The sequence below is a fragment of the Candidatus Leptovillus gracilis genome, assembly GCA_016716065.1.
Lineage (GTDB): Bacteria > Chloroflexota > Anaerolineae > Promineifilales > Promineifilaceae > Leptovillus > Leptovillus gracilis.
This window is the reverse complement of record JADJXA010000001.1, coordinates 19,354-38,174: the sequence shown is the minus strand read 5'-3', so window position 1 is coordinate 38,174 and position 18,821 is coordinate 19,354. Positions and strand designations below refer to the sequence as shown.

Annotated in this window: 14 protein-coding genes; 8 read left to right on the top strand and 6 right to left on the bottom strand. The window is 58.5% G+C overall.

Annotated features, from left to right (window positions below; all coding sequences use genetic code 11):
• Position 1: 1 nt before the first annotated feature.
• On the bottom strand, positions 2 to 1,297 hold the full coding sequence (locus IPM39_00170; GenBank protein MBK8984490.1) for an adenylosuccinate synthase: 1,296 nt from the start codon (positions 1,295 to 1,297) through the stop codon (positions 2 to 4).
• Positions 1,298 to 1,540: 243 nt separating this feature from the next.
• On the opposite strand from IPM39_00170, the gene IPM39_00165 reads away from it, so the two are divergent.
• Together IPM39_00165 and IPM39_00160 are read left to right on the top strand one after the other, a co-directional pair.
• Positions 1,541 to 1,804 (top strand): helix-turn-helix domain-containing protein, encoded by a 264-nt coding sequence (locus IPM39_00165; protein MBK8984489.1) that lies wholly within the window; start codon positions 1,541 to 1,543, stop codon positions 1,802 to 1,804.
• On the top strand, positions 1,722 to 2,234 hold the full coding sequence (locus IPM39_00160) for a glycosyl hydrolase 53 family protein (GenBank protein ID MBK8984488.1): 513 nt from the start codon (positions 1,722 to 1,724) through the stop codon (positions 2,232 to 2,234). Before IPM39_00165 ends, IPM39_00160 begins: the two co-directional genes overlap by 83 nt.
• On the opposite strand, the gene IPM39_00155 is transcribed toward IPM39_00160, so the two are convergent.
• Positions 2,122 to 3,549, bottom strand: coding sequence for a glycosyltransferase family 4 protein (locus IPM39_00155; GenBank protein ID MBK8984487.1), 1,428 nt, complete (start codon positions 3,547 to 3,549; stop codon positions 2,122 to 2,124). The two genes, IPM39_00160 and IPM39_00155, sit on opposite strands and share 113 nt — an antisense overlap.
• Entirely contained in the window at positions 3,509 to 5,299 is a 1,791-nt protein-coding gene (locus IPM39_00150) for a bifunctional metallophosphatase/5'-nucleotidase (protein ID MBK8984486.1), read from the bottom strand. Before IPM39_00150 ends, IPM39_00155 begins: the two co-directional genes overlap by 41 nt.
• A gap of 305 nt (positions 5,300 to 5,604) precedes the next feature.
• Here IPM39_00150 and IPM39_00145 point away from each other — a divergent pair, with 305 nt between their 5' ends.
• From IPM39_00145 to IPM39_00130, 4 genes are all read left to right on the top strand, one after another.
• Positions 5,605 to 6,381, top strand: coding sequence for an esterase family protein (locus tag IPM39_00145; protein MBK8984485.1), 777 nt, complete (start codon positions 5,605 to 5,607; stop codon positions 6,379 to 6,381).
• Positions 6,382 to 6,391: 10 nt separating this feature from the next.
• Positions 6,392 to 7,162, top strand: a complete 771-nt coding sequence (locus IPM39_00140) for a GNAT family N-acetyltransferase (protein ID MBK8984484.1) — start codon at positions 6,392 to 6,394, stop codon at positions 7,160 to 7,162.
• Between the two features lie 150 nt (positions 7,163 to 7,312).
• The gene (locus IPM39_00135) at positions 7,313 to 8,485 is read left to right on the top strand and encodes a saccharopine dehydrogenase NADP-binding domain-containing protein (GenBank protein ID MBK8984483.1); all 1,173 of its coding nucleotides are present in this window, start codon (positions 7,313 to 7,315) and stop codon (positions 8,483 to 8,485) included.
• Positions 8,486 to 9,094: 609 nt separating this feature from the next.
• The gene (locus IPM39_00130; protein ID MBK8984482.1) at positions 9,095 to 11,041 is read left to right on the top strand and encodes a polysaccharide biosynthesis protein; all 1,947 of its coding nucleotides are present in this window, start codon (positions 9,095 to 9,097) and stop codon (positions 11,039 to 11,041) included.
• A 463-nt stretch (positions 11,042 to 11,504) separates the two neighbouring features.
• On the opposite strand, the gene IPM39_00125 is transcribed toward IPM39_00130, so the two are convergent.
• The gene (locus IPM39_00125) at positions 11,505 to 14,732 is read right to left on the bottom strand and encodes a CHAT domain-containing protein (protein ID MBK8984481.1); all 3,228 of its coding nucleotides are present in this window, start codon (positions 14,730 to 14,732) and stop codon (positions 11,505 to 11,507) included.
• A gap of 450 nt (positions 14,733 to 15,182) precedes the next feature.
• Between IPM39_00125 and IPM39_00120 the strand changes: the two genes are divergently transcribed.
• Both IPM39_00120 and IPM39_00115 read left to right on the top strand, forming a co-directional pair.
• Positions 15,183 to 15,974: a sigma-70 family RNA polymerase sigma factor gene (locus IPM39_00120; GenBank protein MBK8984480.1), complete on the top strand. Its 792-nt coding sequence runs from the start codon at positions 15,183 to 15,185 to the stop codon at positions 15,972 to 15,974.
• Positions 15,967 to 16,785: a hypothetical protein gene (locus IPM39_00115; GenBank protein ID MBK8984479.1), complete on the top strand. Its 819-nt coding sequence runs from the start codon at positions 15,967 to 15,969 to the stop codon at positions 16,783 to 16,785. Before IPM39_00120 ends, IPM39_00115 begins: the two co-directional genes overlap by 8 nt.
• 283 nt (positions 16,786 to 17,068) lie before the next feature.
• Here the strand turns inward: IPM39_00115 and IPM39_00110 are convergent, their stop codons facing one another.
• Together IPM39_00110 and IPM39_00105 are read right to left on the bottom strand one after the other, a co-directional pair.
• Positions 17,069 to 18,166, bottom strand: a complete 1,098-nt coding sequence (locus IPM39_00110; GenBank protein MBK8984478.1) for an LLM class flavin-dependent oxidoreductase — start codon at positions 18,164 to 18,166, stop codon at positions 17,069 to 17,071.
• Between the two features lie 154 nt (positions 18,167 to 18,320).
• Positions 18,321 to 18,731: a Zn-ribbon domain-containing OB-fold protein gene (locus IPM39_00105; GenBank protein ID MBK8984477.1), complete on the bottom strand. Its 411-nt coding sequence runs from the start codon at positions 18,729 to 18,731 to the stop codon at positions 18,321 to 18,323.
• Positions 18,732 to 18,821: the final 90 nt, after the last annotated feature.

Genomic DNA, 18,821 nt, shown 5'->3' with positions numbered 1-18,821 from the left:
CCTATCCTATCACCTGCAAATACTGGTCCCGGCCTGGCCCGACGGAGGCGTAGCTGATGGGTGTCTGTGTGGCCTCGGCGATGAATTGGATGTAAGCCTGGGCATTGGGCGGCAGGTCGGCCCAGGTGCGCACACCGGAGATGTCTTCATGCCAGCCGGGTAATGTCTCATAGATGGGCGTGCAGTTAGCCAACATTTCCAGGCTGGAGGGGAAATGCTCCGTGCGCTGTCCCTGGCATTCATAAGCCACACACACCGGAATTTCAGCCAGCCCACTGAGGATGTCCATTTTGGTCAGGGCCAGTTCGGTCAGGCTGTTGATGCGCGCCGCGTGGCGCAGCATGACTACATCCAGCCAGCCGACGCGCCGGGGACGGCCGGTGGTCGTGCCATATTCGTCCCAGGGATTGCTGCCGCTGCCGCGCAAGCGCAGGGCTAATTCGCCGCCCAACTGGCAGGGGAACGGCCCGCTGCCCACACGGCTGGTGAACGCTTTGGTCACGCCAATCACCCGGTCTACCATTTTGGGCCCCACGCCCAGGCCGGTCAGCGCGCCGCCGGCTGTTGGCGAGGAGCTGGTGACGAAGGGGTAGGTGCCGTGGTCTATGTCCAGGAATGTGCCTTGTGCGCCTTCGGCCAGGACGGAACGGCCGTCTTGCAAATACCCGTCCAGCAGCACTGAGCCATCTACCAGGTGGGGGGCCAGACGTTGGGCATAGGCGGCGTATTCGGCGGATACGGCCGTTTCATCCAGCGTCGGCGCGTTATAAATTTTTTGCAGCACCTCGTTCTTGCTTTGGATGTGCTGGTGGATGGCTTCCGCCAGTTCCTCCGGCGCGGCGAATAGACCGGCGCGCAGCCCTTCGCGGGCCGCTTTGTCGGTGTAGGCCGGGCCGATGCCACGCTGCGTTGTGCCGATGGCCCCCTGGCCCAACTGTGCCTCGCTGGCTTTGTCCAAGGCGATGTGCGCTGGGGTAATCAGGTGGGCATTGTAGCTAATTTTTAGATGCGCCGGGCTAACATCCACGCCGCGCGCCGCCAAAGCGTCCATCTCACGCAGCAGCACGGCCGGGTTCAGCACCACGCCATTGCCGATCAGGCAAACCGTTTGGTCATGGATGATGCCTGAAGGGATGAGGTGCAGTTTGAAGATTTCCCCCTGCACGGTGACGGTGTGCCCGGCGTTGTCGCCACCGCTAAAGCGGGCTACTACATCGGCTTCAGCGGCCAATAAATCGGTGTAACGTCCTTTGCCTTCATCACCCCACTGGGCGCCGATGATAATGTTTAAGGGCATGGCCTCCTCCTCTGGTAAGAATTATTTTCAAAGACATTCAGGGACAAAAGTGGCAGAGATAAAAAAACCCGATAGGTGGGCGGATGTCCAACCTGATCGGGTTTTTGTCGGTTTGTCGCCTGGGCTGCTCAACTGTTCCATGCGTAGTGATACTACCATTGATTTTAATGCGACGCGCATCTGACTGAATTATAACAGAAAGCGTGGACGAGGCTTGACGAGTTTGAGGCATTCCCCTGAACCATGCCGCATTTGGAGAAAATAGTGTGCGTGGGCAGCAATAAAGCAAAAGTGATTACCCGCGCCCACATTCTCTTAAAAAGCGACGAAGGGAAGACTGACAAAGAAATTGCCGCGCTGTTGTATATTGGCGAAGCAACCGTGCGCCGAACACGCCAGCGTTTCTGGTGTGCAGGTACAAATCATGCTGCACCTGGACGCGGGAGCCAACAATGCGGTTTGCCGCTGGTTCCTCGACAATCTCCAGGCTCAGGGCGTCACCTTTGATGTCTTAGGTCTGTCCTATTACCCCTGGTGCCAAGGCAGCCTCGAAGACCTGGCGACTAATCTCCAAGACCTGAGCCGGCGCTATCCGCAAGAGATTGTCCTGGTCGAAGCGGCCTATCCCTGGACCCGCGATTGGCAAGACGACACCCATAATCTGGTCGGCCTTGAAGAGCAGCTGCTGCCAGGTTATCCGGCCACGCTCGCCGGACAGGCGGCGTTTTTGCGCGATGTGCTGGCGATTGTCCAGTCTGCGCCACATGGCCGGGGCGCGTATTATTGGGCGCCGGAGGCAATTGTCGCCCCCGGTGTTGGCTCGTTCACGGAACACGGCCTCCCGATAGTTCCTCTTCACGCACACCTGGCGTCACATAGCCCAGGCGGTACCATTCGTCTAATTCAGCGGGAGAGACGCCAGACTGGACGGCCGTAAAACCATCGGGGAAATCACGCAGCAAGGCGCTTAAACGGGGGATGGGCTGGTGGCGGGCCAGAAAGTCATGGTAAAAGCCGTCCGCCCACTCGTAGCACCAGGGAGACAGCCGGTAACGGGTATCCTCCGTCAGCGGCGTGAAGCGATAGGGCAGCGGACCGCGCCGTTGGGCGGTTAAGATGGCCGCCGCATACCCCGCCAATTGACCCTCCATCCCATAGTGCTGATGCAAATAAGCCAGCGTCGCTGGGGGCGTTCGCCGCCTTTCCCGTAAAATGTCCGCCGCCAGGGCGGCCGCCGCAGCGATATCGCCGACATGGACTTTGGGCAGCAAATCATCGGGCAGCAGTTCGCGGTGAGTCGAGACGCGCGTCGCCAGCGCCGGCGTGCCGCAGCCCAACGATTCATACACCGTGTTGCCAAACGACTCCACGAAGCTGCCCAGAGAAACGGTGAGATGCCCCAGGCTGTAATACTGCGGCATCAACGCCTGGGGAACCCAGTCGTGAAAGAAGAAATGGCCCTCCAGACCGCGTCCGGCGATCTCCTGCTGGCTGTTGGCATAAAAAGCGGCTACTTCTGGCGACAAACCGGCAGCCAACCAACGCGGCGACAGCACCTTCAAGTTTGTCAGGCCATAGTGATGCACCAGCAAATCGGCCAGGGCGATGGTCTCGGCCAGCCCTTTGTCCGGCTCTGGCCGGTGGGGATGCAGCAGGATCAGATCGTCGGCCGGGTTGACGGGGATAAGGCGCAAAATTTCGTCGGGCGGCGTGGGGTGGTACTGCTGCCAATCCACGCCGTTGGGGACCACAATCAGCCGTTCGGCCAGGTCGGGGAAGAAGCGGCCCATGGTATGCAGGTAGAAGCGGCGCGAATAGTCGGAGATGGCGATGAGTGTATCCCCCTGAAAGAGAAAGCCGCCCAAAATCGTCTCCGGGTAGACGTTGTCGCGCAGGGAGACGACGGTGGGCACATGTTGGTAGGCAAACGGGAAGAGGAATTCGCCATCGTGCATGTAGAAGCGGTCGGCCGTTTGTAAATGAGCGGCCACGTCATGGAAGGCGTTGGCGATGTCGTAGGCAGGGGCGGCGTAGGGTTGGGGGAAGGGCTGCTTGAAGCGCAAAATGGGCTTGACCAGGGCGTTTTCTTGCCAGCGAAAGGGAGCAGGGCTGTCTAGCGGTCGGGTGCAAAGCACGGTCACGCTGTGTCCTGATTCGCCCAGGTGAATGGCAACTTTCTGCAACTGTTTGGGCGCGCCGCCCATGACCCGATCAGGGAAGAGCGGGTTGATGGAAAACATGACGATGTGCATGAATGCTCCAGAATTCGGTCGGTTGACTGGCGGGCAGGATGCGCAAACGGCCGTCTCGCCTGGCGCCGCCCATTTCATTCACCCCATCCATCTCGGCGATGTAAGCGACCAATTCCCGCCGTAAAAAAAGGCCGGTATCCTGATGGGCAAAGCCGGCCGGGTTGACCAGCGGCACTCCCTCTGAGCGGGCAAATCCTTCCCAAGAACGGGCCAACTGCCGCCAAAAGCTGGGCACAACGGCCGTAAACACCTGCTCCAACTGCGCCAGCAAGGGACGGCCGTTCAGCCAACTATCATCGGCGTGGTTGTTGCCTCGCTGGGGGCCGGTATAGATGGTGTAACGAAGCTGCTCGCTAAAGTGGAGAAAGCCGCGCTCGACATGATGTTCGCGGGGCATATCCAGGCGGCGGGCATTGTCTTGCAGCAGCGCCCACACCTGCCAGCCCGTCAGGCGGCAGAGGCGCAACGTATCGGCGTAGGGCATCAGGGCAAACCAGTCGGCGAAGGTCAGGTCGCCAACGGGCAGGCCGTCGCCCACCACGGAGGCGTCTATCAGGGCGAAATCAGCCGGCAGGTTGTGGGCCTGGGCGCGGGCCATCAGCCCGGCAGTGATGAAATTCGCCAGCGCCGACTCCCCGGCGGCAAAGTCGTTGTGCACCGCTTCCGGGCTGAGGTCGGGATGATTGATCACCTGCCCCAGGCGGCGCTGGAAAAAGGGGCGGATATGGGCCAGCAGTGGGGCGACGGCCGTTGCTTCAAACAGATCGTCTACCGGCAGCAGGGCGGTTGGCGTTAGCCGCGCATCCGTTACCATTGCTTTCTCTTGCACGGTGAGCGTCACTTCGCCGAGAAAACGGCCCAACGCCCCGGCCTGGACAATGGGCACTTCATTGACGATGTGGCGGCGATTCAGACCTTGCTCATTGAGAGGCAAATGGGTATGGCCGCCAATAATCAGGTCCAGGCTGCCGGGCGCTAACTGCCGCGCCAGTTCCACGTCGCCCACCCCGGAAACGGCGGCTGTAGCTGACTCCAGGCTGTAACCCAAATGGCTGAGAAGGATGAGAACGTGGCAAAACGGCCGTAACACCGCCACTAATTCCCGCGCCGCCGCCAGCGGATCGGTAATGGTCACCTGGGCGCAGTTCAAATGCGCCGGGGTGGTGAGGCCAATGAGGCCGACGCGCACCCCTTTCAGGCATAAAATGGCAGCGGCGTATACGTGCTGCGCCAGGGGAGGCGGCGCGTGTAGGTTGGCCGATAACAGGGGAAAGGCGGCCTCGCGTTGAATGGCCTGCGCCAGCCGCGCCGCGCCCATGTCCAGATCGTGGTTGCCCAAGACGGCCGCGTCTAGCCCGGCGGCGCTGTACAGCCGGTAACCGGCGTGAATGCCGCCCGGTTCGCCACTTTCGCTCCACAGTTCGTCAAAAACGGAACCGGCCGTGTCGTCTCCGGCAGAAAGGAAGAGAACGGCCGTTTGCGGGTCGTTGGCGTATCGCTGGCGGAGATGGCTCAGTCGCCCGGCGATGCGGGCAAACAACGGCTCGTGACCGGCGGCGGTGAGATAGGCAATGTGCCCATGCAGGTCGTTGAGGTGGAGGATTTTCAGGCGGAACGGCCGTGGCAGAGGGGGCGGTGGCGTCAGTTCCATCCCAGGGGACAGCAGTACAGCCCACCCATTCAGGTTGGTCGGCTGCCAGCCGGGTCGTCCGGCCAGGTGCGATGGCGGGGTGATGGCGTGTGCGCTCATAGCAAAACCCGCCAGAGTGGCGGATGATGACCATGTTACCACTGTCGGGGGAAACGGCCGTTAAGCGCACGTTATCACTTTGTAAACATCCTATTAACTCGTCAGCGGCCGTTGTTAGGCGCTGACAGCAATTAATTGTCATTCCTTCGGTGTTGCTCAGGACAAGTCTGAGCGGAGTCTGCGGAACAGCCAATACCCCTTTGTCTGCCGCGCCTGCTGTCTCGGCAAATGCGTGCGAATGATAGTAAAATTGTGATCCTGTGTTTCGCCCCGGGCGCTAAATCGTTTCGACGAAAGGAGTTATCATGATCCTGAATGAAATCCATTTTTTCTCCGAAGTTCTCGGCCTGAGTTCCAGGATGTATGTCCTTCTACCTCAGCCGGCCATGAACGAGACCCCACGACCCAACTACCGCACCCTCTACCTGCTGCACGGCCACTCGGACGACCATTCCGCCTGGCAGCGCTGGACCTCGATTGAGCGGTACGTGCAGGGCTTGAACCTGGCCGTGATCATGCCAGATGTCCATCTCAGTTTTTACACCGACATGGCGCATGGCGGCCGTTACTGGACGTTTATCAGCCAAGAACTCCCGGCGCTTGTGCAGCGCATCTTCCCGCTTTCCACCGACCGCGCCGATAATTTCGTCGCCGGTCTCTCCATGGGCGGCTACGGCGCGTTTAAACTGGCCCTGGCGCACCCGGACCGTTTTGCCGCCGCCGCCAGTCTATCTGGCGCGTTGGACATTCGTTATCTGGTGAGCGAGGAGCGGCCAGACCGGGACGAAGTCTGGCTGGCGGGGATGCGCAATATCTTTGGCCCAGACCTGACAAAAGTGGCCGACAGCGACCATGACCTGCGCACGCTGGCGCGGCAGGCCACCCAAGCCAGAGAAAAGCCACGCCTTTACCAATGCTGCGGCACGGAAGATTTCCTGTACCAGAACAATTTGAGCTTCCGCGATTTTCTGCGCGATTTGTCCTTTGACCTGACCTACGAGGAAGGGCCAGGGGAACATACCTGGGCTTATTGGGACGCTATGATCCAACAATCGCTGGTCTGGATGATGGGGCCAGGTTAAGGAGGTACCGATGGACGAGGCCGTTGAAATCATCACGGTGGATGCCGACAACGTAGAGCAGCACGGTTTTTTCTGCTACATGAGCAAGCGCAAAGCGCCGGGTTACACACAGAAGCGCGAGTGGCTGGCGGCGCGTTTTGCCGAAGGGCTGAAATTGCACATGGTTCACGAGACTGGCGGGCGAACCGTCGGGTTTATCGAATACATCCCCGGCGAGTTTGCCTGGCGGGCGGTTCACGCTGCGGGTTATATGGTCATCCATTGCTTATGGGTGGTGGGCAAGGGCAAAGGTAAGGGGTACGGCTCGCGCCTGCTTCAGATTTGCCTGGATGACGCGCGCGCCCAGAGCAAACATGGTGTGGTAATGGTCGCCAGCGACGGTGTGTGGCTGGCAAAGAAGGACCTCTTTCTGAAACACGGCTTCGAGGAGATTGCGCAGGCCCCGCCGTCTTTTCGCCTGCTGGTGCAGCGCTTCGACAACGCGCCTCTTCCGACCTTTCCCGCTGATTGGGAAGCGCGCCAGGCCCACTTCGGCGCAGGACTGACGGTCATACGCACGCCGCAGTGTCCCTACATCGAGGATGCCACGACTATCGCTCTAGAAATCGCTGCGGGAAAAGGCATCCCTTCACAGGTCGTGACCTTCCAATCGGCGCAAGAGCTGCGGGAGAAATCTCCCAGCCCCTACGGCGTCTTTGGCATCGTGTTAGACGGTCATCTCCTCGCCTATCACTACCTCCAGCAAAAGGAGTTCGATAAACTTGCGCCGCATTCACCGTAGCTTTTACCGTGTAATCCATAAACCCTGGCGCACCAAATCTCACCTGGCAGCCGCCTAACCGGCCTCACCGAGCGGCTTTTGCGCTCGCTGAACGATCTCCAGCCGCAGCCCATGCGCTGCGCCTAAATTTAGGGGAATGATATCAAACCAATGACTCCCAAACACCTTTTTCTCCTCGGCGGATACGGCAACACCGGGTTTCCGCTGGCGCGCCTGCTCCTGGCGCATACAGACTGTACCCTCACACTGGCCGGGCGCAATTTGGCAAAAGCGCAGCAGGCCGCACAACATCTCAATGCAACAGATGGCGGCGGGCGCGTCCATGCCGCCTGCGCTGATGCAGCCGATTTCCAATCGCTGCGGGCAGCCTTCCAGGGGATGGACATGGTCGTTGTCGCCTCCAGCACGGCAGAATACGCCGAAAACGTCGTCCGCGCCGCGCTGGAGAGCGGCGCGGATTACCTGGATGTGCAATATGCCACAGCCAAAATGCAAAACTTGCAATCGTTGGCCGGGGAAATCGAGTGGGCCAATCGCTGCTTTATCACCGATGGCGGTTTTCACCCCGGCCTGCCGGCGGCGATGGTGCGCTTCGCTGCGGCGCACTTCGACCGGCTCGAATCGGCCAATGTGGGCAGTGTCATCAAAATTGACTGGGGCAGTCTCGACCTTTCGCCCGCCACCATGCAGGAGTTTGTCGCCGAGTTCATGAGTTTCCAGACATTGCATTTCAAAGATGGCCGCTGGCAGGAAATGAGCGCCCTGGGGATGATGTTCCCCCGCTTCATGGATTTTGGCGACGAGTTTGGCCGCCAGTACTGCCTGCCGATGTTCCTGGAAGAGATGCGCGGCCTGCCGGAAATGCACCCTTCTCTGCGGGAGACGGGCTTCTTTGTGGGCGGGTTTAACTGGTTTGTAGATTGGTTTCTTTTCCCGCTGATTCTGATTGGCCTGAAACTTTTCCCAAAGAGCGGGAGACCACCCCTGGCGAAACTGCTGTTTTGGGGCTTAAAAACCTTCTCGCGCCCACCGTATGGTACCCTGCTCAAATTGGAGGCCACGGGCGTGAAACATGGCGCGCCCCACACGGCCGAAATAACCATCGCCCACGCCGATGGTTACATGCTGACGGCCATTCCGGCGGCGGCCTGCCTGGCGCAATATCTGGATGGCGACCTACGCCGGCCTGGGCTGTGGCTTCAGGCACACATCGTCGAGCCGCGGCGCTTTTTCCGCGATATGCAGCGCATGGGCGCGACGATTCAAACGGCCGGGTTGGATGAACGGCCGTCTCCCACAGCCTCAGCGGCAGCCTGGTTATGAGCGGCGACGGGCGGCGCTGTACCGCCACTTTGTAATTCAGTTTTCGCAGTGCGGAGGTGTTCGCCGCCTTGTCCGCGATGGTCTTCGCCTGTCCCACCTCTAGCAGGTTGTCGGAGAACTTAAGATAGGTACACGGATTGAACGGATAGGACGGATTTTCACAGATAAATCACCAGAAAATCGGTGTAAAGCTGTTAAATCTGTGTCATCCGTGTATCAATTGTAACTACTTACCACGGAGACACGGAGGGCACAGAGATTAAACCTGGCGTCCGTGTCAGTCAATGGGCGACGCGCCGGGCATTGCATATTGTAATGTAATGTGTAACTTTGGGTTGCTATTCTCCCTTCGTGTCTGTTTTAACGGCAATAAAAAGGGTGTGGGAGTCTGGCAACTTTTCAAATGATCTTTGATGCTGCAACGCGATAGCTGGACTGCATGTACCATTCGTTTGGCAAATCGCGCCGCACTCAGGGTGACGAAAAAGGTCGCAGTCCAGAAAGTGATAGAACTCTTGCCCTATTGCCTGAAATCCCACTTTCCTTTAAATTCTAAAGGGGGCGCACAACCACTGACCCGCACAATATGATAAGGAATAGGCAATTCACATGTATCTGACAAAATTACGCAACCGACATTTTCTCTTGCTGGACGGCCTTATCCTGTGCCTGACGCCTACATTGGCGATCCTGCTGCGTCTGGACCGGTTGGGCGTGCCGCCGATGTATTGGCAAGGGGTGATGGTCTATACGGCCGTTTCCCTCATCGTCCGTTTCATCGCCTTCTATTCTCTGGGCCTGTATCAGCGCTTCTGGCGTTACGCCAGCATTAACGAACTAACCCAGATCGCCAACGCCGTGTTTTTCTCTTCCCTCTGTGTCTGGCTGCTGGTTTCGGTGCTGAACGCTGTGCTGGCGGTTTCGCTGCCGCGTTCGGTGTTTGTGATTGATACGCTGCTGGTGCTGCTGTTTGTCGGTGGCAGCCGGTTTAGCGTCCGTCTGAACGCCCAGCGGCGGCAAACAAAAGGCAGCGGCTACGGTCGTCGTGTATTGGTCGTGGGCGCCGGCAACGCCGGTTCCATGATTGTGCGCGAAATTCAACACAACCCCCAACTTGATCTGACGCCGGTCGGTTTTGTTGACGATGACCCCGATAAACACAACATGCAAATTCTCGGTGTGCCGGTGTTGGGTGGGCGGCAAGATTTGCCCCAGTTGATCGCCAAGTATCAGGTGAACCGGGTCATTATCGCCATGCCCACGGCGCCCGGCAAAATTATCCGTGAAGTGGCTGCTGTCTGTGAAAAACTGGGGGCAGATACCAAGATACTGCCTGGTATTCATGAGATGGTTGAGGGCACGGTAGCCGTGAAGCAGCTGCGCAACGTCGCCATTGAAGACTTGCTGCGCCGCGAACCCATTGAGACAGATATCGCCGCCGTGCGTGAATTGGTCGCCGGGCGGCGTGTCATGGTCACCGGCGGTGGTGGCTCTATCGGCAGCGAACTGTGCCGCCAGGTGCTGCGCTTTAACCCCCAGGAACTCATTTTGTTGGGGCATGGCGAAAATTCCATCTTCGAGATTTACCATGAACTGCGCCGCATTACCAAAGCTGAGGTGAAGATTACGGCCGTCATTGCCGATGTGCGTTTTGCCGACCGTATCCAGGCTATTTTTGACCGGTACCGGCCGGAAATCGTTTTCCACACGGCCGCCCACAAACACGTGCCGCTGATGGAAATGAACCCGGCCGAAGCCATTACCAACAATGTGCTGGGCACGCGCAACCTCCTGCGGGCCGCCCAGTCGGTTGATGTGGCCCATTTTGTCATGATCTCTACCGACAAAGCGGTGAATCCCACCAGCGTCATGGGAGCCAGCAAACGAACGGCCGAATTATTGGTCCACCAGGCGGCGCGGCGCAGCGGCAAACCCTACGTGGCGGTGCGTTTTGGCAATGTGCTGGGCAGCCGGGGCAGCGTGGTCCTCACCTTCCAGAAGCAGATCGCCGTCGGCGGTCCGGTGACGGTGACTGATCCCAATATGACTCGCTTCTTTATGACAATTCCCGAAGCGGTGCAGTTGGTGCTGCAAGCGGCCGTGTTGGGCAGCGGTGGCGAAGTGTTTGTGTTAGATATGGGTGAACCGGTAAAAATTGTGGACCTGGCGCGAGACCTCATTCAACTTTCTGGTTTAGAGATTGGGCGTGATATTGAAATTCAATACACCGGGATGCGCCCCGGCGAGAAAATGTACGAAGAGTTGTTTGTCACCGGCGAACAATACCATCGTACCTGCCACGAAAAGGTGTTTATCGCTGGCAATGCCAGCAGCTTTGTGCCGGGAGACCTGGACGATAGTCTGGACGGACTGGAAGCATCGGCCTGGCGCAATGATGCGGCGGCCATCATTCGCGGCCTGCAAAACCTGATTCCGGAGTATGAGCCAATGACGCCGGTAACGGCCGTCAGAGAACCCGCCCCGCCGACCAAAGCAGACAAACCACTGCTGCTGCCTGGGGAAACGGCCGTCAGGACCTCTGTGCCCGCCAGATAGTCAGCGTGGTGGGTGGCAGTGGGGTTGTGTGAAGAAGTCCAACTTCTCAGAAGAAGTTGGACTTCTTGCGTTTTAAAGCGATCTTCAGGCCATTTCAACGGCACTATCTTTGCAGTTTAAGAACGATTTACTTTTTCGGTACGCAAGTGCAGGTTATGTCATGCTGAACGGAGTCTTCGGAGTGAAGCATCCCGTTCACCTGACTAAACCGTAGGGATTCTTCGCTCCGAAGACTCCGCTCAGAATGACAACATGGCCGTTCGAGTTGAACTCTTATTCTTTGAGCCAAAAGTGCAAACATAGTGAACGGGAAACTGAATGAGTTGGCCTGCTTTTTTTGTGTAGCTCTGTGTTCCCAATCCGCTTCTGTATAGTTACGAAAAATGTAAGATACATTTGGAAAACGCGCACTGAACACTGACTTCTGAATACTGCTCCTGGCGAACCCAATTCTCTGTCTTCTTTATGGCTGGCCGATGCACAGGAAACTGCCCCAATGGGCTGCTTCACCGTTGGCGCGCACAGCGGTGCGCTGCGCCCCGGCCAACGCCTCGGCTGCGCCCATCCCTGAACGCAAGCAGCGGTAAAAATCGGCCATGAGTTCGGGCACGCTTTCATCCAAAACGGGCCAGAGAGCGCCGACCACACGCTGTGCGCCGGCCGCCAGGCAGGCCGCCGGCAGACCCATTGACTCGTCGCCTTCAAACAACAAGGTGCGCAGCCCGCTGCACGCCGACAATGTCACCAGCGGCGGCAGTGGCGCCAGGGTCGCCAGTTCGTCCAGCCAGAGGTCTCGGTCATATAAAGCCAGCCCACTCAGACGGCCGCTCATGGATTCGGCGAAGGCGTGGGTGGCGACGTGGAGGAAGCCAAAGCGGGCCAGCCCATCGGCCTGGCGAAGCTGCTGCCAGTTAGCCGAGGTGGCGTCGTCGTCGGTAAGCGGCTGCACGCCAGCGCCGAACAGCTTGAGCAAGGTGGTTAATTCACGGGAAACGGCCGTCAACGCTGCATGTCGTCCCTGAAAATCGGCCACCGCTACCAGCAGGCCGGGTTTCTGGTTGGCCGGCTGGCTGGCCTGGGGACGCTGCCACAGCAGCGCCAGATTTTCCAGCGAGGGGGCAATGGACGGGATGGCGGCCATCACCAACGGCGGCCCCTGCTCGGCAAATTGCAGCGCGGCCCAGGGCAGGCGGTGCAGCTGCCGGTGCGGAACGATGATCAGGTGGGTCGCCGGCGTTAGCTGCTGCCGCACAGCATCCGGCAGCAAGGCGCGGCCCAGGGTGGTGAGATGGCGGGCAAAGAGCGGACGGCCGTGTCCCGCCTTGGAACATACATCTAGGGCAAATCTCACTGCCGCTGTGATGGGAACCTGCCACGAATAACAGTCATCAGCGGCGATGACCAGGCAACCGATGGCCTGATCGGTCTGGTAATAGTCGAGCGCCAACCATTTTGCGCCGAGTTGGGTGTGGGCAAGCTGCCGGAACTGCGCCAGATCAAAAGCCCTGCCTGGTGACTTCAGCGGGTCGGTGGACCGGTTGGCCCGTTCCAGGCGGCTGATTGCCGCATCGTACTGGCGTACTTTTTGCACAAACTGTTGGTGCAGATCTCTGCTGGCAGCCAGAGCAATTGGGCCGGCGGAATGGGTTTCGCTGATCCGTTGCTGCAGCCAGCGAATTTCTGAGACCAGTTCGGCTGTCTGCTCAGGCAGGGCTGGGCTGATGGGGGCGGGCGCGGCCAACTGGTGGGCGGTCGTTTGCGCCTTGCTTTCTTCGATGAAATAAAGCGCATCTTCGCTGGCTGCCTGGTCAAAAGCCAGGGTGACGGCCTGATCTAGCATGGCGCGGGGTCGGGTCAGGTAAGCGCCGGCGACGGCCGGCTGCCACAGGGCGCGGCGCATTTTGCCCAGAGCGGCGATGGCGCGGCGGTAATCGGCCAGCGCCTGGGTCGGCTCGCCAGACGCGGCGGCCAACTGCGCCAGACCGGCGTAAACCTGCCACGCCAGTTCAGGCGCTGCCCCGTGCGCCAGGGCTAGGGCGGTTTCCCAGGCGGCGCGGGCGGCGTCTGAGCGGCCAGTTTGCGCGTAGTACTGACCTAAATTCACTTGACTGGCGGCCTGATCCATCACCATGCCCATGGCGGCGAATTGGGTAAAGGCCGTGTGCAAATCGTCCCACGCCTCAGCGAAACGGCCGGCGGCGCAAAGAGCCTGCCCCAACAGCCGCTGCGCCCGCGCCGTCTGCACCTGATCGCCCTGCAGCTGCGCCGCGGCCAGCGCGCTGCGCCAAAACGACAGAGCCTCTTCCGCTTTGCCTTCACGAAACAAAAGCTCGGCGCGCAAGATGTGGACCGTCGGATACTCTTCGGTAGGCGCAGACTGCCGGTAATGGGCGATGGCCTGGTCCAGATAGCTGTGGGCGCGGGGAATGTTGTTCAGGTGCAGATAGACCCGCGCCAGGCGCATCTCGCAGGCGGCGAGGCGCTGCGGGAAACCGAATTCTTGCAGCCGGGTGTGGCTCTCTTCCAGGCATTGCAGGGCGCGCTGGAATAAGCCCATCTGCACGTATACTTCGCCCTGGTGCATCAGGATGAGGGCGTGCTGCCAGCGCGCGCCAATCGCCTGGTAAAGCGCTTCAGCCTGTTGGAAAAAATCGAGGCTGGCCGGGAATTGGCCGTGATAAAAGGCCAGCCAGCCGCTCTCCAGCAAGCTGTCGGCCCAGAGGCCGCGCAGTTGGAATTGGGCGAAGGTGTCTCTGGCGGACTGCATAGCGGCGGTGGCGGCAGTCAGTTGACCGGTTTGTTGGTAGATTTGGCCCAACCCAAAATGGCACTGCGCCAACCACAGGGGTAGGTCGGCGGCGGCAAACTGGGCTGCGGCCTGTCGCAGTTTTGCTTCGGCGACGGGCCAATCATGTTCGGACCACCAGCGGATCAGGCCCAATTGGAGTGTTGTCATGGCAGTCGGAACGGCGGCGCGGGCCTCTTGGAACAGCGCCAGGGCGTCGTTGAAGCAGTCTGTGGCGGCGGCAAAATGGGTTTGGCGGCGCAGGGCGCTGGCGCGGGTATAAAGGCAGTGCCCCAGACCGAGGGCGTTGTGGTGGTGTTGGAAGGTTTGTTGGGCGACGGCCGTTTCCCGCTCGGCGTCGGCAAAACGGCCCAGAAGCAGATAGGCGTAGGCCAGGGAAAGGCGACACCAGGGCGACCAGTCGTCGAATCCGGCGGACACCAGGGCGGCCAGGGCTTGTTCCAGTTCGGCGGCGGCCTGGGTGAAGTTGGGGCGGGTCCAGGGCAGGGCATTTAGCTGCCAATCGCAGGCTGCCAGCCAGCCGGGTTCGTCTAGTTGGGCGAAGAGAGTGCGGGCGCGTGTGACGGCCGTTTCTACCAAGCGCGGCTGCACCCAACCGTTGGCGGCGCGCGCCAGATGCCAGGCGGCCAGAGCACGCATAAACAGGTTGTCGCTCTGTTCGGCGGCGGCATCGGCGACGGATAGGAGGGCGTAGGCGTAGGCGGGTTGGGAGGGAACGGCCGTGTCTGCCTGATGTACCAATTCAGCCAAAAGCGCGCGATCTAAGCCAGGTAGACCCACGATGATGGCCGGCAGGTTGTCTGGGTTTAAACCTTGTTGGAACACTTCTTCGGCGATGCGAAGGTAGGCGTGGATGTTGGGTGGGGAAACAGGGGGTGTAACCATTGCCGGCAATGGTAATCCACCTGTCGGAGAAGATCAAGGTGACATGGTGACAAGAGGCATCTGACAAAATGAAAATCAACAGATCGCGCAGATTTATCTCTGCGCCTTTGCGTTAAATTATTCTCGAAAAAGGCGCAAAATCGGCAGACTTGGGTTGGTGGTGTAAATTGCCCCTGGCGCGGGCCGTTCCAACTTACGTTAGAACGGCCCGCTGAAAGTGTTGACTGAAACACCTCACCGCCCTCCATTGATAACTATCCGTTGAGATACAGCAAACCTTACATGAGCCAGTAGCAATTCTTTTCAATTACGGCCGTATCCCCTATAATGCACCGGGACATGCAACTATCGGGCCTCTTCAGGATTTTACCACGGAGGCTTACCGGGTTAAATCTGTGGCCTTTTGTGGTTAGCAGTTACCGGATCGACACCTCAAAGGCAAGCAACGTGATGAGTTGGGATGATGAATCGTTGGCAGCGGCGCTGCAACACGCCGTGCAACTGGTGGCTGCACAAAAGGGAGAGCCGATTGCCCGAACCATTGCCCCCATTGTCATGGCGAACCTGGATAGAGGGCGTGTTCATTATTTTCTCGACGGGCATGAAGACGCGCATCCTGAAGCGTATGTCTGGCGTGTGTTTGCCTTCTATGAGAAGTGGCAGCCCTATCTTTATCAAATCCAGGAAGAACGCTGCGCCGAATATTGGCTGCCGCTTTACGAGAAGTTAAAGCGTTGGGCCTACAACTACCTCTCAAGCAAGAACTACTTTGCCACACCTGCCCAGAAGCTAGAATTGGCGACCGACTGCGCGGCTATGGCGGCGACCCGGCTGTTGAATGCCCGTTTTCCTTATGATACCGACTTTGATCCCTGGGTCTATATGCTGCTGCAAAATGTGATGTTGAAATCCTTGCACCGGGAATACAAGGAATACCGGGAAGAGGTTGCGCGTGTGCAGAACGTGGACGATTGGGAGGAATGGGAGAGTCTGCTGCCGCATCTGTCTACCAAAGGAGAGCGGGATAGAGCCGAACTGCGTCAGGCGTTATCGTCGGCTATTGAGCAGTTAGCCTCTGATGCCCGCAAGCAGATCATTTTGTTGCACTACATTGAAGGCATGTCTTTGCAGCAGATTGCCAGGGAAATGGGGCGAAGTGACAGCGCCATCCATAAATTACATTTTGATGCCCTGAACAACCTGAGAAAGATTTGGGGCAGCTCGTGGGATAAATATGAGTAGACAGGATCATGACGCTTCTTTGTCTGATTGGGTTCAGCAGAAACTGGCGTTCCTGCGGCGTTGTGCTGTAGATTCACAAGAGTGGCCGGAAACGGCCGATCACTTATTGATGGTATTGGCGCAGGTCACTCCGCTGCCAGAAGCCAACGAAGGTGATATGGAAATGCTTTCTCTGGTCGTAAACGACATGCTTGCCGGGGTAGATGTTGGCGAACGTTACCCCGCGTTTTACGAAAGAATGATCGCCGATGTCTCGCTTTATCAGATGTTTCTGGATGCGGTGGCGATGTTGACGGCCGACGGCCGTGAGGAACTGCTGCCTGTTCCGCCCACCACCGAAAGCGAACTGGCCTTCTTGAAAAAAGCGCCAGACCCACACCCGGTGGTCGCCCGATCTACACCGGATACCTGGTCTGTCACCTGGAAACTTCTCGCGGCGCGGATGCAGCAGTTGTTGTTTCCGACGCCAAATCTGGCCTGGCGTGGGGATGGTCCTTTGTGGGAAGATGAAAGTATCGTCTTGCTGCATGATGTGGTGACCATTGGGGAGCAGCATATAGAGACCCTTCTGGAAGCGATAAAGCCGGTAGCCGAACCAGATGTTTTACGTTTGCAGGTGACGGCCGTTGGCGAAAACGAAATGCCGCCTTTACAGGTGTTCTTGAGCTGGGGCGCTTACCGGGCAACCACACTGCTCAATGCCTATGGCTGCGCCTATTTTGCGCCTATTGCATTGGATGATCTGGTGGATGATGCCGGCAATCTTCAGATTGAAGCGCTGCAATTGGTCATGGAACTGCCCGCCAATTGATAAAACGGCGACAAAGGCCCCCCAAGTTGTTGTACTCGCAAGGGTCATAAGCTGACATTTTTGTCAGTATTCAGTGACCAGTTTTCAGTTGGCATTACCTCTGGAGTAACTGTTTATCCCCCGCCGGTTGAGCCTCTCGAAACCGATCCCCCTTCGACAAGCTCAGAGCGCGGGGTGAATGATTAACTCTGGAAAACGCGCACTGAATACTGAATACTGAATACTGAATACGGTACTACCCCCAATTCCCATTGTCCATCTGTCTTCGCCAACTGACTGCGTGTTACCCGGCCGCAGTCTGGCGGGCTACCTCATCCCTGACCAGCGGCGCGACTTTTGTGCCCAGCAGTTCAATCGCCCGCAGCACCTTGTCATGAGGCATCGTGCCGACGCTCAGTTGCAGTAAAAAACGCTGATGGCGGAATATCTTGTGCTGAAAGAGAATCTTCTCGATCACCTCAGCCGGACTGCCGATGAAATTGGCTCCGCGCAGCGTGCAGGAGGCGTCAAACTGCTGGCGGGTCATCGGCGGCCAGCCGCGCTCTCGGCCGATTTTGTTCATAGTCTGCTGAAACACGGGAAATGCTTCTGCGACAGCCTGCTGCGAATTGTCGGCGATAAAGCCGTGGGAGTTAATGCTGACTGGCATGTTGTTCAGGTCGTGCCCGTTCTGGAGCGCCACGCCGCGATAGAGCGTCACGAGTTGGGCAAACTGTTCTGGCAGCCCGCCAATAATGGCAATGGCCAATGGCAGCCCCAACGTCGCCGCGCGTATCACCGATTCTGGCGTGCCGCCGACGGCGACCCAAATGGGTAGTTGGGCCTGAAACGGCCGTGGATAAACCCCCTGATCCTGCAAAGCTGGCCGGTGCTTTCCCGACCAACTCACCCGCTCTGCGGCGCGCAGCTTCAAGAGCAGCTCCAGCTTTTCGGCAAACAGGGTGTTGTAATCGCGCAAGTCGTAGCCAAAGAGGGGGAAGGATTCGATGAACGAACCGCGCCCGGCCATGATCTCTGCCCGACCCTGGGAGAGCAGGTCCAGGCTGGCGAAATCTTGAAAGACGCGCACCGGGTCATCGGAACTGAGGACAGTGACGGCGCTGCTGAGGCGAATAGAATGGGTGCGGGCGGCGGCCGCCGCCAGAATCACGGCCGGGGATGAAGAGACAAAGTCAGGCCGGTGGTGTTCACCGAGGGCAAACACGTCCAGCCCTACCTGATCGGCCAGTTCGATTTCTTCCAGCAGGTTGCCCAGCCGCTGCGCCGGGCTGATTTGCCGGCCGGTGCGCGGGTCGGGCGTCAGTTCGGCAAAGGAATAGAGGCCGATTTCAAAGCGCTGCGGTGCGTCCGGTTGTTGGCTGCTCTCGGTTTGTGAAGACATTTTCGCTCCTTGAACGTTTCTGCTTGATTTTAACAGAGATAAGGTCAACTGGCCGAATTTGGGTTGAGAACGGCCGTTAGCTCCTTTTCCCACCCAACAAAAAAGCCCGCCTGATTTCAGGCGGGCTTTTGGCTTTTATAACGTGGTGGTGGGGTTAGGCAACGACCGTTTCCAAAACAGCCGGCCTAAATTTATACCCATACACTATCATGCCCTCATCCCCATCACTGCGCAGCTTGCGCGTCACCATCTCTACCGGCATGCCAATCTCCGCTTCGCCAGGAGCCATGTCCGTCAACTGCGCGGTGATCATCGGGCCTTCTTCCAGTTTAATTAATGCCACCATGTACGGCGCATTGTGCTCAAAACCGGCTGGCGCGTCATAAATCGTGGTGTAAGAGTAAATTTCGCCCAGCCCGGTAAAGGTGTACAACTCCTGTGCCGGTTCTTCGCAAACCAGGCAAACGTCACGCGGGGGGAATAATTTAACGCCGCAAGAATCGCAGGTCTCGCCTACGAGTTGATACCGCTGTGCCTGTAAACGCCAATGACGTGAAACTTCCATTTTATGCCTCCGACTTAATCTGTCGAAAATTAATTTTTGTGGGATGTTTGCGCATCCAGTAAGAATTATCCACGCAATAACTCCCATTCA